The organism is Nonomuraea soli (genome assembly GCF_013761175.1).
In the GTDB taxonomy this organism is placed as follows: Bacteria; Actinomycetota; Actinomycetes; order Streptosporangiales; family Streptosporangiaceae; genus Nonomuraea; species Nonomuraea soli.
On the sequence record NZ_JACDUR010000007.1, the window covers coordinates 37216 to 51370 of the forward strand.

Genomic DNA, 14155 nt, shown 5'->3' on the forward strand with positions numbered 1-14155 from the left:
GAGGCTTCCAAAGCATTTTCGGCGGGTAGGAGTGGGGCGTGCGCTTGGGCATATCCCCGGTCCTCCCGACGGTCGCCAGCTTCCTTCTCGCGGCGGTGTGGGCGCTGTCGGTGTTCGCGGGGTGGGGGCTGGAGGCTTTCTGTGCGGGCGACGGCCAGTGCGAGGCCCGGCTGGCGGGCGTCAACCTGGTGTCGGGGCTGTTCGCCGCCGTGGCGGCCTGCTGTACGGCAGGCGCCTGGGTGCTCCCTGCGGCCCGGCACCACGAGAGGGTGTTCGCGCGCCTGATGGGAGCGGGTGTGGTGGCCTGGATTGCAGCGGTGGGAGTGCTTTTTCTGGGTGGGCTGCTCGCGAGCTAGACCAATACCGAAAAATCCGGGCATAGGGGGTGCATTGCGCGGATCATGGGGTATGTCGCGTTCAGGCGTGATACGCAAGAGTTAGCCTGACACCCGGGTGAGGGGGGTGTGTCTTGATGACCCGTGGATGCTCCTGGACCTAAGTGGGGTATGGAACGGAAACGCCCGGCCGGTGGCCGGGCGTTTTGTCATACCTCGTTCAGCAGGTCGTCGGCGTCGATGATCTGGTACGCGTAGCCCTGCTCGGCCAGGAACCGCTGACGGTGCGCCGCGAACTCCTGGTCGACGGTGTCGCGGCTGACCACGGTGTAGAAGCGGGCCCCGCCCCCGTCGGACTTGGGCCGCAGCACCCTTCCGAGCCGCTGCGCCTCCTCCTGGCGCGAGCCGAAGGTCCCCGACACTTGGATCGCCACCGCCGCCTCCGGCAGGTCGATGGAGAAGTTGGCCACCTTGGAGACCACGAGCACCTGGATCTCCTTGTCGCGGAAGGCCTGGAACAGCTCCTCCCGCTCCTTGATGCGGGTCTCGCCCTTGATGACCGGCGCGTTGAGATGCTCGCCCAGCTCGTCGAGCTGGTCGATGTACTGCCCGATCACCAGGACCTGCTCGCCCAGGTGCTTCCTGACCAGCGCCTCGGTGACGCGCGTCTTGGCGGGCGTCGTCGCGGCGAAGCGGTAACGCTCGTCGGACTCGGCCATCGCGTAGACCAGCCGCTCGTCGTCGCGGAGCGTCACCCGCACCTCGACGCAGTCGGCGGGTGCGATCCAGCCCTGGTTCTCCATCTCCTTCCAGGGCGCGTCGTAGCGCTTGGGTCCGATCAGGGAGAACACGTCGCCCTCGCGGCCGTCCTCGCGCACCAGGGTGGCGGTCAGGCCGATGCGCCGCCGCGCCTGGAGGTCGGCGGTCATGCGGAAGATCGGCGCGGGCAGCAGGTGCACCTCGTCGTAGACGATCAGGCCCCAGTCGCGCGCGTCGAACAGCTCCAGGTGGGCGTAGACGCCCTTCCGCTTGGCCGTCATGACCTGGTAGGTCGCGATGGTGACCGGGCGGATCTCCTTCTTGGAGCCGGAGTACTCGCCGATCTCGTTCTCGGTCAGCGAGGTGCGCTTGAGCAGCTCCTGCTTCCACTGGTGCACGCTGACCGTATTGGTGACCAGGATCAGCGTGGTCGCCTGGGCGTGCGCGAGAGCCGCCGCGCCGACGATGGTCTTGCCGGCGCCGCAGGGGAGCACGACCACGCCGGAGCCGCCGTGCCAGAACGCGTCCGCCGCGTCCTTCTGGTAGGGCCGCAGCGTCCAGCCGTCTTCCTTCAGGGCGATCGGGTGGGCCTCGCCGTCGACGTAACCGGCCAGGTCCTCCGCGGGCCAGCCCAGCTTGAGCAGCGCCTGCTTGATGTTGCCGCGCTCGCTCGGGTGGACGGCGACCGCGTCGGCGCCGATGCGGTCGCCCAGCATCGGCTGGATCTTCTTGGAGCGCAGGACCTCTTCCAGGACCGCGCGGTCGGTGCTCGACAGCATGAGGCCGTGCGCCGGGTTCTTCTCCAGGCGCAGCCTGCCGTACCTGGCCATGGTCTCGGCCACGTCGACGAGCAGCGCGTGGGGGACCGGGTAGCGGCTGTAGGAGATCAGCGCGTCGATGACCTGCTCGGCGTCGTGGCCCGCCGCGCGGGCGTTCCACAGGGCCAGAGGGGTGACGCGGTAGGTGTGCACGTGTTCGGGTGCGCGCTCGAGCTCGGCGAAGGGCGCGATGGCTCTGCGACACTCGTCGGCCTGATCATGGTCGACTTCGAGCAGCAGCGTCTTGTCGGACTGGACGATGAGCGGGCCGTTGTTCACATCGTTATCCAACACGAGAGTGGCGCTGAACAGTCCCTAATCGCCGTTACGGGTGTCGACGGCGATCGCGATGCCCATCACGATCGCCATGATCGCGAATCCGGTGCCGAAGACGATCCAGCTCCACTTGGTCAGGCTCTTGGCGCCCGGCAGGTCGGTGGTGGCCTTGCTGAGGGCGCGCCAGGCCAGGATCCCGCCGACGAGGCCGAAGACGTTGCAGCACGAGGCCACCGAGATGAAGTTGACCGTCAGGGCGACGATCGCCTGCGTGCGGGTGTTCTCGACCGTCCGCTGCACCGCCGGCGGCAGGTGGCCGTGGCCTGAGGTGGGCGGCGGCTGCTGGCCATACGGCGCGCCGTAGGGCTGGTAGTCGCTGTAGCCCGGCTGCGGGTCGTGAGGGCTGGTCACCGTCCTACATTTATCACGATTCGCGAGTTCTGCCCGGCTCGTCGGCGAAGCCTGCTCAGCGTCAGGCCGCCGCTCGCCTGCTTGAACAGGTACTCGGCGCGCTCGTAGGAGAGGCGCCTCCTGCCGGTATGCGGGCACACGTCGGTGGCGCCTGGCCCGGCTCTCCGGTCGGTGAGGAACAGCGGGCCCGAGGGACGGCCGGCGATCAGGGCGGGCAGGAGGCGGGCGGTGTGCTTGCGCCAGGAGACGCCGTTGCTCGCGGTGCGGTCGTCGAGGTCGAGATCCTCGACGTTCAGCGCCAGGACGGTGGTCACGGGGGCGCCCGATTCGCGCAGGAGATGCCAGAGCGTTCGTTCCCGCAGGGGCAGGTCGTGGAGCTCGTCGAGGATCGTGTTGTCGACGGGTGTGTGGGCGCGTGGCTCCTCGCGGCGCCGGGGGAGCAGGGCCGCCAGGTCCTCGCCGCCCAGCCAGGCCGAGAAGGAGCGCACGGTGGCTCGGTGGCGGTTCCAGGTGCTGGGCGCCGCCTCCTGCCAGGTCGTGGTGAACACCCTGGACACGTGGGCGGGGGTGAGGCCGGTGAGCGGCAGGCGGTCTCCCAGGCTCCGGCGCAGGCGGGTGAGGGTCTGGGTGTAGGAGCGGACCGTGGCGGGGGTGAGGTCCTGGCTCGCGAGGAAACGCTGGGCGGCCTGGCCGAGAGTCCCGGGCTCCGGGCGAAGATGGCCGGCCGCCTGGCCGGAGCCGGTGGCGTCGGCTCGTCGCAGCAGGAAGTCCCGCTCCGCCGCATTGCGGGTGAGGGCGGCGGCCCGGGTGAACTCGACGCGGGCCTCCGCGTGGCGTCCGAGCCGTTCGAGGAGGTCGCCGCGGACGCTGGGCAGCAGGTGGTAGTCGCGCAGCGCGGGGTCGGACAGCAGCGGCTCGACGAGGTCGAGCCCGGCGGCGGGCCCGTGCGCCATGCCGACGGCCACGGCGCGGTTGAGGTGCACGACGGGCGTGGGCAGGAGCCGGACGAGCAGGTCGTAGAGGGCGGCGATGCGCGCCCAGTCCGTCTCGGCGGCGCCGCGTGCCTGGGCGTGGGTGACGGCGATGGCCGCCTGCAGCATGTACGGCCCTGGCGTGCCGCCGGTGGCGCGGGCGCGGAGCATCGCCTGGAAGCCGCGCCTGATGAGCAGCTGGTCCCAGCGCCCCCGGTTCTGCTCGTGGAGCTGGACGGGCTCGCCCGACGGCCCGGTGCGGGCGGCCGAGCGTGAGGCCTGGATCTCCATCAGGGCGACGAGCCCGTGCACCTCGGCCTCGGAGGGGGCGAGCTCGGCGAGCAGGCGGCCCAGGCGCAGCGCCTCATGGACGAGCCCTGGACGCATGAGGTCGTCGCCCGAGGTGGCGGAGTAGCCCTCGTTGAAGATCAGGTAGACGACCCCGAGCACCGACGACAGCCGATCGGCCAGCTCGGGTCCCGCGGGCAGGTCGAAGGCGACCTGCTCGGCGGCGAGCAGCCGTTTGGCGTCGGCGATCCGCTGGGTCACGGTCTGCTCGGTGACGAGGAAGGCGCGGGCGATCTCGCCGGCGGTCAGGCCGCCGAGCAGGCGCAGGGTGAGCGCCACCCGGTGCGTGGTGGGCAGCACCGGGTGGCACGACAGGAACATCAGCCGCAGGACGTCGTCGGGGTCGGCATCGGGGTCACGTGATTCCCGCCTTTCCTCCTCCAGTGGCTGCAAGCGGCGGGTGCGCCGGAGGTGGTCGATGGCGCGGCGTTTGGCGATGGTCATGAGCCAGGCGCCCGGGTTGCCGGGCACGCCTGACTCCGGCCACTGCTCCAGCGCCGCCACGAGCGCGTCCTGGGCCAGTTCCTCGGCCAGGCCGACGTCGTGCACCAGCCTGGTCAGCCCAGCGATGATCTTCGCGGATTCGAACTTCCATACCGCGTCGACCGTGCGCGCCGCGTCCACCTAGAACACCTGGTGGATGAAGCTCTCCCCGTCGCCGACGATCCTGCGGAAGCGGCGGGAGAGCTCCAGCAGCTCCTCCCGGGAGCGGACCTCGACGAGAGCGAAGCCGGCCACGGCCTCCTTCGCCTCGGTGAACGGGCCGTCGGTGATCGTGATCTCGTCGCCCTTGGAGGCGACGCGGATGCCCACCGGGTCGAGCCCGCCGGTGGCCAGCAGGATGCCGGCGGCCGACATCTCCTCGATGAAGGCGGCCATCTCGGTGAAGAGCTTCTCGTCGGGCGGGGTGTCGGAACCCTTGGACATCATCAGGTAGCGCATCTCGCGGTCCTTTCGATCGGTGCCTGTACCCCCACGTCGCTCCAGCCTATGTGACAGGGAACGCCAACCATTCCCTGTCACATCGATCGATCGACGTCTGGGCAGAGACCACCGAGAAAGGGACACGACATGACCGCCATCGCCACCACCACCCGCGCCCTGCTCGTCGCCGGCACGCTCGCCGCCCCGCTCTGGGCCGCGCTCTCGCTGGCCCAGGCCGCCCTGCGCGAGCCGTTCGACCTGACCAGGCACCCGCTGAGCATGCTGGCGCTGGGAGACCTGGGCTGGCTGCAGATCGCCAACTTCGTCGTCGCCGGCGTGCTGTTCGTCGCCGGTTCGTACGGCCTGCGCCGCACGAGCGGCAGCGTGTGGCTGCCCAGGCTGACCGGGATCGTCGGCATCGGGATGATCGCCTCGGGCCTGCTGGTCATGGACCCGGGAGCGGGCTTCCCCGCCGGCTACGACGCGATCCCGACCACGATGAGCTGGCACTCGCTGGGCCACATGGCCGCGGGCTCGATCACCTTCCTGACGCTGAGTGCCGCCTGCTTCGTCCTGGCCCGCCACCAGGGGAGCACCGCGGGCAAGGTCGTCTCGCGGCTGGCCGGGGCCGGGGTGCTGGTCGCCAACGCCTACGCCATGAGCGGCGGGGCGGCCGGTTCGCTGGTGCTGGCGGCCGGGGTGATCCCCGCGATGCTCTGGCTGTCGGCCGCGCACCGCTCACAGCTGGGCGCGTAGGGCCTTACGATCCAGCTTCAGCACGCTGGTCACCGGGATGTGATCCACGAAGCGCACCTCGCGCGGATACTTCACCCGGCCGACCCGGTCTCTGGCCCAGGAGATCAGCGCGTCGGCCGAGGCCGTCGCTCCGGGACGCAGTTGCACGAAAGCCACGACCTCCTCGCCGACCCGCTCGTCAGGACGCCCGACGACTCCCGAGATGACCACATCGGGATGTTCGTTCAGGGCGTCTTCGACGTCTCGGGGGAAGACGTTGAAGCCTCCGCGGATGATCAGGTCCTTCTTGCGGTCGACGACGTAGAGGTAGCCGTCGTCGTCGACGCAGCCGATGTCGCCGGTCCAGAGCTCCCCGTCGACCAGGGCGGTGGAGTCGTCGGCGGTCGCGCCCCAGTACCCCTGCATCAGCGACTCGCCGCGGATGCAGATCTCGCCCACGTCGCCGCACTCCACCTCCTCCCCGGCCGAGTCGCGGATGGTGATCTCGTAGCCGGACAGCGGCAGCCCGACGCTGCCGATCTTGCGGCGGCCCGGCGGGTTGAAGGTGGTCACCGCGGAGGTCTCGGTCATCCCGTAGCCCTCCAGGATCTGCACGCCGGGCATGCGGCGCTCGAACTCCTCCAGCACCTCGCGGGTCAGCGGGGCCGCGCCGCAGGTCAGGAAGCGCAGGTGGGGCAGCTCGGGGAACTCGTCCTGGGCGAGCAGCATCTGCAGCATGGCGGGCACGACGGCGCCGAACTCCACCCGCTGCTCGCGTGCCAGCTCCAGGAAGGCCTTCGGCTCGAACCAGCGCATCAGCACCGCCTGCTGCGGCTCGGACGCCTGCATGGCGCCGATGGTCACGATCAGCCCGTACGCGTGCGAGAGCGGCACCGGCACGATCGCGCGGTTGACGCCTTCCTGGTGGGACATGTCGTACCCGGCCCGGGAGACGTTCCACAGGCCGCTGTGGCTGAGCATGACACCCTTGGCGCGGCCGGTGGTGCCGCCGGTGTACATCAGGGCGGCCAGGTCGGCCGGGTCGCGGGGGACCAGGCCGTGCTCGGCGGCCTCGGGGAGTTCGGTGAGGACAGGGACGTCGACGCCTGCCGCGTTGACGGTGTCGAGCAGCTCGGGCGAGGTGACGACCAGCCGCGCTCCGCTGTCGGTCAGGATGTGGCGCAGCTCGTCGGGTCCGACGAGGAAGACCACCGGTGTCACGACCGCTCCGGCCAGCCAGACGGCCTGGTAGAGCACGGGGACCTCGGGGGAGGTCGCCATCATCACCACGACGCGGTCGCCCGGCCGTACTCCGGCGGAGACCAGCCCGCCGCAGACGCGGCGCGCCCGCGCGGCCAGGTCGAGGCTGCGGTGCCACCGGCCCTCGTAGAACAGCGAGTCGTAGTCGCCCAGGCGCTCCCATGACTGCTCGGCCAGGTGCCCCAGAGTCTGCGTCATGCGGTCAACGTAACTCCGTCAGGAGAGATCGGCGACCCCTGTGATCCGATGGAGTGCGAAGCGGTGGACGGCCGCGCGGGTCTCGTCATAGGCGGTCAGGTAGCCGCCCTCCATGCGGGCGGGTTCGAGGATGCGCGAGGTGGCGTTGCCCTGCGAGTCGAGGTAGCCGATCCACACGCGCACACCCGCGCGGATGGCGTCCTGGAGCGCGGTGATGGTCGCGGTCGCGGGACCGCGCGGCACCTGGCCGGTGGGCGCCTCCGCGGGCATGCGCCGCGCGTCTCCCGCGCGCATGGCGCGGACGGCGGCCACGACGACGTCGGGATCGAGCACGGCCGTGTGGACGGCGCGCGGCGCGGGCTGCGCCTCGGTGCGCCGGGAGTCGAGCTGGGTGATGATCACGTCGCCGTCGATCGACTCGGCGACCGGGGCGTAGCCCATCGCCCGCAGCGAGTCGACCAGCACCGCTCGGGAGGTGCGCGAGGCGATGACGGTCGGGGCCAGCCTGCGCAGCCGCAGCGGTGCCGCCCGCCGGTCGGCGGTGATCTGGTCGAGCAGGGCGGAGTCGTCGCACCTGATGTAGGCGCTCGCCGTGCCGACCCGGATGCGGCCATGACGGCGGGCGACGTCGGTGATCAGGTAGGACAGCGGCTGCGGCACGGGCGTGGCCGAGTGGCGGGCCAGCATGGACAGCAGCTCGTCGGCGCCGTGACCGGCGTCGAGGGAGCGGCGCACGGAGCTCTCGCTGAAACGGTAGACGGTCGCGCCGCCCTTGGACTCCACGTCGGCGGTCAGCGCCAGCCAGCGGTTCAGGTCGCTGGTGAGCGGTCCTGGGGCGACGGCGGTGAGGTCGGCCTGCAGCAGCACGTGATCGACGGGCTCGGGCAGCAGGGCGGCCAGGCTGGTGACGTCGCCGTCGAGCAGCTCGCGGCCGTGGGTGGAGAGCACGCCCATCCCGGTCACGCCGACCTGCTCGGCCTCGCGGAGGGTGAACTCGATCAGCTGGTCGCGCAGGAGTGCGCGGCGGCGGGGCTGCTCCCAGGCCAGGCGCTGCTGGACCGACTCCAGGCTGGGGGCCAGTCCGGGCGGCAGGATCTCGAGTGTGGCCCGCCGGATGCCGGGCGCGGACGAACGCCGCAGGTCGGGGTGGAGGACGTTGAGCGGGCGGTCCTTCTCGTCGCGCTCACCCATCAGGCCGGGGACGCGGTCCATGCGCAGCCAGGCCTCCGCGAGCCGTACCCAGCGCTCGTCGGTGGGCTTGACGCGCCACACGTCGTAGGCGGAGGTGGGCAGCCACTCGCCCTCGGCGCCGATCAGGCCGGCGGAGTGGGCGATCTCCACGACCAGCGCGGCCACCCACTCGGGCTGGTCGAGCAGTCCGGCGGTGCGCTTGAGGTCGCGCACGCCCAGCCCGCCGGTGCGCAGGACGCCTGGAGGCTCGACGGACCAGCGCTCGCACAGCTCCTCGACCGCGCGGACCAGCTCGAAGGCCTGGCCCGCGGCGGTGCGGTCGGCCAGCGGCTGCTGGCGCGGCGTGCCCTCCAGCTTGGGCGGGCTGGGCTGGGCGTCGTGGTGGACGCGGCCGTCGCGCAGGTAGAGCGCCACTTCGCGGGGGAGCGTGACGGTCTGCTCGCCGGTCGCCGCCAGCAGGCCTCTGGCCAGCAGTTCCTCGATGGGGGAACGGGCGGTGGCGGTGGTGACCTCGCGGCGGGCGTTGGGCACCCTGCCGGTGGGAGGGCCCCAGGTGAGCTGGTTCAGGGCGGTGCGGGCCTCGGAGGAGACCTCCTCGATCAGCTTGCCCGGCTGCGCGAGCGCCTCGGCCAGGCGTTCCTTGCCGGTGCCCGTCGTGCCGGGAGCGATCTCGTCGGCCATCTCGGCCAGCTGCTCCGGCGGGTGGTGGCGGAAGACGTCGGCCACGGGCGGCCCCAGCCCGGCGGGGTCCTCCAGGACGCCGCGCACCCCTGGAGCCAGCCGCAGCGCCTTGTCGGTGCCGAAGACGAGCGCCAGGCCGCGCAGCCTTTCGAGGGTCTGCTTGGGGGTCCTGGGCAGGTTGAGCGCGCTCTTGAGCCGGTCGGCGGGGACGGGCTCGTCGAGGACGGCCAGCGCCTCCACCACCGACAGGGAGAAGCGGTCGAGGCGGTCGAGCACCCGCCCGATCGCCGACGGGCTGCCGGCCCGCGCGGCCAGACCTTCGAGATGGGCGGGCACCGGAGTGATGAGTTCCGGGCGCGCGGAGACCAGCGCTCGCAACTGTTCGTCGGAGCGGCCCCGGAGCCAATCGGTGAAGGTCATCCTGAAAATGGTAAGTCGCTGTAGTTTTGGCTTGTGAACGAGAGAGCTGATCAGTTGGTTCTCGACTACGTGGCCCGGGCGGCGGACGCGGCGCACGGAGTGCTCCGTCCGGACCAGCGCATCGACTTCGTGAAAAGGTTACGCGCCAGCATCGAGCGCGAGCGCGGGGACGCACGGACCGCCAAGGACGTGGCCAAGGTCCTCGCCAGGTTCGGCGACCCCCGCGCGCTCGTCGAGCGCGAGGTCAGGCAGCTCAACCCGATCGTCGAGCCCCCGCCCGAGGAGCCGCGCAAGACGGCGCAGTTTCCCGCCGTCGGCCCGCGCATCGTCGACGACGCGCCGCCCGGCGTCATCAGGGGGCGCCAGCTGGCGCAGCGGCATCTGTCGCGGCCACCGCGCCGCCGCTCGCCGTTCGCCGGGCTGCGGAGCGCTTTCATGTCGAGCGCCAACCCCTACACCACCGAGGGGCGCGACGCCTGGACCATCCTGCAGGACCATCCGCGTGAGGTGACCGCGATGGTGCTGTTCCTGATCGCCGGGCTGATGGTGCCCTTCCACGTGGGCGAGCTGGCGATCTTCGAGATCCCGGTGCTGGTGTGGGCCGTCGGGGCGGTGCTCACGCTGATCAGCGAGGGCTGGACGCTGCGCGAGCGGCTGTGGGGGCTGGCCTCCCCGATGATCGGCTACGCCCTGGGCGGCGCGCTGGTGGCGGCGGTACGGCTGGGCGGGTTCAGCGGGTTCGAGCGCTTCATGACGGAGTTCTGGGCGGTCAGCGGGATCATGTTCATGATCGGCGCCGGGCTCGGCGTGGCCAGGATGGCCTACCAGCTGCTCAACGGCTGAGCGTTGAGGCTGCGCTACGGCTGAGCCTCGAGGCCGCTCAACGGCTGAACCTTGAGTGCCAGCGTCTCCAGGGCGGAGACCAGCGGCGTGAGCTCGGGCAGGCCCTCGGCCTCGCGCAACGCCGCCTCGAGCGCCTCGTTGTGCGTGGGCACCGCCCTGTCGTGCAGTTCGCGTCCCGACTCGGTGGCCTCGGCGTAGATGCCGCGCCGGTCCTCCGCCGACAGCACCCGCTTGACCAGGCCCCGGTTCTCGAGCCGGGTGACCAGGCGGGTCGTGGCGCTCTGGCTGAGCACGAGCATCTCGGCCAGGTGCTGCATGCGGGTGCTCGGCCCGCCGGGGACCGACAGGTGGTGCAGCAGGCAGAACTCGTTGACGCTCAGGTCGTGGTGGTCCTGGAGCGCTTTCTCGATCTTCGTCTCGATGCGTTGTTGCAGGGCCGCGAGGGTGCGCCAGCCCTGGGCCCTGGTCTCTAGTGACATGGCTCACCCCTCCAAAAGTTGCACACGCATGTAGTTGCATGCTCATATATGAGGCGTGTGCAATTAATGCACGCGCTGGCTATCAGTTTATATGAGGAGTGCTCCATCATGCCTCTCGCGCTGCTCGCGCTGGCTCTGGGTGCCTTCGGGATCGGCACCACGGAGTTCGTCATCGCCGGGCTGCTGCCCGACCTGGCGGCGGATTTCCACACCTCGATCCCGGCCGCGGGACTGCTGGTCTCCGGCTACGCCTTCGGCGTCGTCGTGGGAGCCCCCTTGATGACCGCGCTGGGGGCACGGATGCCGAGGAAGACCCTGCTGATGGCGGTGATGGTGCTGTTCGCCGTGGCTCACGTGCTGTCCGCGCTGGCGCCCGGATACGGCGCGCTCATGGCGGGCAGGATCGTGGCCTCCTTCGCGCACGGCGCCTACGTGGGCGTCGCCGCCGTGGTCGCCGCCGACCTGGTCAGGCCGGAGCGGCGGGCCAGCGCCATCGCCCTGATGTTCACCGGGCTCAGCCTGGCCAACGTGGTCGGCGTGCCGTTCGGCACCTTCCTGGGCCAGCAGCTCGGCTGGCGCTCGACCTTCTGGGCGGTCGTGGTGATCGGCGTGGTCGCGCTGGCCGGGATCGCGCTGCTGGTGCCGCGCGGGCCCAGGCCCGACTCGGGGCTGCGCCAGGAACTGCGGATCTTCCGCAGCGGGCAGGTCTGGCTGGTGCTGGCCATGACCGCGCTGGGCTGGGCACCGGCCTTCGCGGTGATCACCTACGTCTCGCCCCTGCTCACCGAGGTCTCCGGGTTCTCCGCCGGATCGGTGCCCATCGTGATCACCCTGCTCGGCGTCGGCATGCTGATCGGCGGCCCCATCGGCGGGCGCATGGCCGACCGGGCACTCATGCCCAGCATCTACGTGCTGCTCGGCGGCATCGTCGCGGTGGCGCTGGTGCTCATCGCCACCTCGCACACCATGATCGGGGCGGCTGTGACGATCACCCTGTTCGGCGTGGTGGCCTCGGCGTCGATCCCGCCGCTGCAGACCCGGGTGCTGGAGAAGGCCACCGGGGCGCAGGTCATGGGCTCGGCGGCCAACGTGGCCGCCTTCAACCTGGGCAACGCCATCGGGCCGTTCTTCGCAGGACTGGCCATCGACGCGGGGCTCGGCTTCACCTCGCCGCTGTGGGTGGGGGCCATCCTGGGTACGGCGGGGCTGGGTGTCGCGGTGATCTCGGGCGTGGTGGAGCGCGGCAGGATCGGCGCCCCGCAGGCGGCCCTGCGCTAGCTAGCTGACCGGTGCGTGGGCCGGCAGCAGGCCCATCGCCAGGCGCACCCACCCGGCCACGAACTGCTCCTTCTCGGCATGGCCCGGTGAGGTGCCCACGGTCTCCTGGAACAGGCGGTAGTGCACCACCGAGCCGCCCAGCACCACGGCCACGCCGGTCCAGTCGACGTCGGCCTGGGAGTATTCGGGCTGAGTCTTGAACCAGGAGACGATCGCGTCGAACATCGGCTGCAGCAGGCCCTCCTGGACCACCGCCACCAGCTCGGGGAACTGGCTGAGGTCGCGGAAGAAGACGCGCGTCAGCTCGCTCTCCTCGCGCACCTTGGCCAGGCCGGAGCGGCACAGGTGGGCCAGGCGCCCCTCCAGGTCGGTCCGCGACTCCAGCTCGTCGAGCTCGGCCAGGCTCACGGCGACCTGGCTGCGGGTGCGCGCGGCGTGCTCGTGGATGGCCGCGGCCAGCACTTCGTACTTGGACTTGAAGTGCCGGTAGAGCCCTCCGGCGCCGGGAGACAGGCCGGAGGCCGCCTCGATCTCGGCCACCGAGGTCGCCGCGTAGCCGCGCTCGGCGAACAGCCGCAGCGCCTCGTCGATGATCCGCTCGCGCGTCGACCTCGTCATAGTTTCCTCAGGATACTCGCCAGCACCGAGCCGATGATCAGCCAGACCACCGCCGCGAGACCGTAGTTGACCAGCGCCTCCCACCGATCGTCCGCGAGCTGGAACAGGCCCGCCAGACCCAGTGACAGACCGCCCGCGGCCGACTCCACGACCTGGTACCAGACGTTGGCGGGATTCGCCTTGAACACCGTGAAAACCGCGTAGAGCACCACGATCAGGGCCGCCAGCCGGGTGGTGAGCCGGACGAGCCAGATCAGCGCCTCCGCCACCCGCCGCAGCGGCGTGGGGCCACTCGAAGGGCCGGGCTTGGCCGGACGATGCCGGACGGCCGGGCGGCGGTCGGCGTCTGGGGGGTTGGCCATGTGTCCATCCTTCCCCCACGGGTGGCATTCTTCACAGCGTGGGGAACGTGGGATTTGACCTGGATATGACGCTTGCCGACACCCGATCGGGCATCGCCGCCTGCTACGACCAGCTGGGGCTGCGGCTGGGGGTGGTCTTCGACAGCGCGGCCATCGTGACCCGGCTGGGGCCTCCGCTGGAGCACGAACTGGCCAACTGGCTGCCGGAGACCGACATCGCCGCCGCGGCCCTGGCCTTCCGCGAGCTGTACCCGGCCTACGCCCTGCCGATGACCACCGCGATGCCCGGCGCGCACGAGGCGCTGGCCGCTGTACGGGCCCGCGGAGGCAAGGTCATCGTCGTGACGGGCAAGAACGTGCGTGACGCCACCAGCACGGTCGAGGCGCTCGGTTTCGAGGTGGACGAAGTGGTCGGATCGGTTTTCGGATCCGCGAAGGGTTCGGCTCTCGCGCGCTTCGGCGCGGCGGCCTATGTTGGAGACCACGTCGCCGACATCGAGGCGGCCAGGGCGGGCGGGGCCGTCAGCGTGGCGGTGGCGACCGGGCCCTACACCGTGGGCGAACTGCGGGAGCACGGAGCGGATGTGGCGTTGGACGATCTGAAGGAGTTCGCGTCCTGGTTCGACGGCTGGCAGCACTGAATTCGCCCCGGATTTACCCGGTCGCCCTCGGGGCGTGCGGGGAATAACCTACTTCCACTCACTTTTTCCGACAGTACTTTCCCGACAGTCTGAACGAGGTCCCCTGTGCCGAGTGGCAAGGTCAAGTGGTACGACGCCGACAAGGGATTCGGCTTCCTCACCCGCGACGACGGCGGTGAGGTCTTCGTGCATTCTTCCGCGCTGCCCGCCGGGGCGCCCGCGCTCAAGCCCGGCCAGAAGGTCGAGTTCGGCGTGGCCGAGTCCCGGCGTGGACAGCAGGCCCTCTCGGTCCGGATCCTGGAGCAGCCGCCGACCCTGGCCAAGCCCAAGGTGAAGGCCAAGCGGAAGAAGCCGGACGAGATGGTGGTCATCGTCGAGGATCTGATCAAGCTGCTCGACGGGATCTCGGAGATCTACCGGCGGGGCAAGCACCCCGACGGCGCGCACTCCAAGAAAATCGCTCAGGTGCTGAGGGTGGTAGCGGACGACCTCGATTAGTGTGCTAGCCTCTCCGGCATGTCATTGATCAGCCGATTTTGGCGCTATGGAACGGCTCCGGGTGGGGCCGAGGTCCATATGCGCTGACCTGCTGATCACCCGGAGCCAC

15 protein-coding genes are annotated in these 14155 nt (G+C 70.7%); 6 read left to right on the top strand and 9 right to left on the bottom strand.

Annotated features, from left to right (window positions below; all coding sequences use genetic code 11):
* The first annotated feature begins 38 nt into the window (after positions 1–38).
* Positions 39–356, top strand: a complete 318-nt coding sequence (locus tag HNR30_RS32870; protein ID WP_181614007.1) for a hypothetical protein — start codon at positions 39–41, stop codon at positions 354–356.
* Between the two features lie 188 nt (positions 357–544).
* Here the strand turns inward: HNR30_RS32870 and HNR30_RS32875 are convergent, their stop codons facing one another.
* From HNR30_RS32875 to HNR30_RS32890, 4 genes are read right to left on the bottom strand one after another with little or no spacing between them, the layout of a single operon-like run.
* On the bottom strand, positions 545–2191 hold the full coding sequence (locus HNR30_RS32875) for a DNA repair helicase XPB (protein ID WP_181614585.1): 1647 nt from the start codon (positions 2189–2191) through the stop codon (positions 545–547).
* A gap of 36 nt (positions 2192–2227) precedes the next feature.
* Positions 2228–2599, bottom strand: coding sequence for a hypothetical protein (locus tag HNR30_RS32880; RefSeq protein WP_181614008.1), 372 nt, complete (start codon positions 2597–2599; stop codon positions 2228–2230).
* The gene (locus tag HNR30_RS49575) at positions 2596–4542 is read right to left on the bottom strand and encodes a DUF6596 domain-containing protein (protein ID WP_181614009.1); all 1947 of its coding nucleotides are present in this window, start codon (positions 4540–4542) and stop codon (positions 2596–2598) included. Before HNR30_RS49575 ends, HNR30_RS32880 begins: the two co-directional genes overlap by 4 nt.
* Positions 4543–4860 (bottom strand): YciI family protein, encoded by a 318-nt coding sequence (locus HNR30_RS32890; protein ID WP_181614010.1) that lies wholly within the window; start codon positions 4858–4860, stop codon positions 4543–4545.
* Between the two features lie 129 nt (positions 4861–4989).
* Between HNR30_RS32890 and HNR30_RS32895 the strand changes: the two genes are divergently transcribed.
* Positions 4990–5598 (top strand): DUF998 domain-containing protein, encoded by a 609-nt coding sequence (locus tag HNR30_RS32895; RefSeq protein ID WP_181614011.1) that lies wholly within the window; start codon positions 4990–4992, stop codon positions 5596–5598.
* On the opposite strand, the gene HNR30_RS32900 is transcribed toward HNR30_RS32895, so the two are convergent.
* Positions 5581–7035, bottom strand: a complete 1455-nt coding sequence (locus tag HNR30_RS32900) for a class I adenylate-forming enzyme family protein (RefSeq protein WP_181614012.1) — start codon at positions 7033–7035, stop codon at positions 5581–5583. The genes HNR30_RS32895 and HNR30_RS32900 overlap by 18 nt on opposite strands.
* An 18-nt stretch (positions 7036–7053) precedes the next feature.
* Positions 7054–9327: a helicase-associated domain-containing protein gene (locus HNR30_RS32905; RefSeq protein ID WP_181614013.1), complete on the bottom strand. Its 2274-nt coding sequence runs from the start codon at positions 9325–9327 to the stop codon at positions 7054–7056.
* A gap of 33 nt (positions 9328–9360) precedes the next feature.
* Between HNR30_RS32905 and HNR30_RS32910 the strand changes: the two genes are divergently transcribed.
* Positions 9361–10170 (top strand): hypothetical protein, encoded by an 810-nt coding sequence (locus HNR30_RS32910; protein ID WP_181614014.1) that lies wholly within the window; start codon positions 9361–9363, stop codon positions 10168–10170.
* Positions 10171–10184: 14 nt separating this feature from the next.
* Here the strand turns inward: HNR30_RS32910 and HNR30_RS32915 are convergent, their stop codons facing one another.
* Positions 10185–10649, bottom strand: coding sequence for a MarR family winged helix-turn-helix transcriptional regulator (locus tag HNR30_RS32915; protein WP_181614015.1), 465 nt, complete (start codon positions 10647–10649; stop codon positions 10185–10187).
* A 108-nt stretch (positions 10650–10757) separates the two neighbouring features.
* On the opposite strand from HNR30_RS32915, the gene HNR30_RS32920 reads away from it, so the two are divergent.
* Complete coding sequence (locus HNR30_RS32920; protein ID WP_181614016.1) at positions 10758–11927, top strand: MFS transporter; 1170 nt, start codon at positions 10758–10760, stop codon at positions 11925–11927.
* Here HNR30_RS32920 and HNR30_RS32925 read toward each other — a convergent pair whose 3' ends face one another.
* On the bottom strand, positions 11928–12545 hold the full coding sequence (locus tag HNR30_RS32925; protein ID WP_181614017.1) for a TetR/AcrR family transcriptional regulator: 618 nt from the start codon (positions 12543–12545) through the stop codon (positions 11928–11930).
* On the bottom strand, positions 12542–12907 hold the full coding sequence (locus HNR30_RS32930; RefSeq protein ID WP_181614018.1) for a hypothetical protein: 366 nt from the start codon (positions 12905–12907) through the stop codon (positions 12542–12544). Before HNR30_RS32930 ends, HNR30_RS32925 begins: the two co-directional genes overlap by 4 nt.
* Positions 12908–12954: 47 nt before the next feature.
* Between HNR30_RS32930 and HNR30_RS32935 the strand changes: the two genes are divergently transcribed.
* Both HNR30_RS32935 and HNR30_RS32940 read left to right on the top strand, forming a co-directional pair.
* Positions 12955–13548 carry an HAD family hydrolase gene (locus HNR30_RS32935; RefSeq protein ID WP_312894807.1) on the top strand — a complete coding sequence of 198 codons (594 nt, stop codon included), beginning with the start codon at positions 12955–12957 and terminating at the stop codon, positions 13546–13548.
* A 105-nt stretch (positions 13549–13653) separates the two neighbouring features.
* Entirely contained in the window at positions 13654–14046 is a 393-nt protein-coding gene (locus HNR30_RS32940; RefSeq protein ID WP_181614019.1) for a cold-shock protein, read from the top strand.
* Positions 14047–14155: the final 109 nt, after the last annotated feature.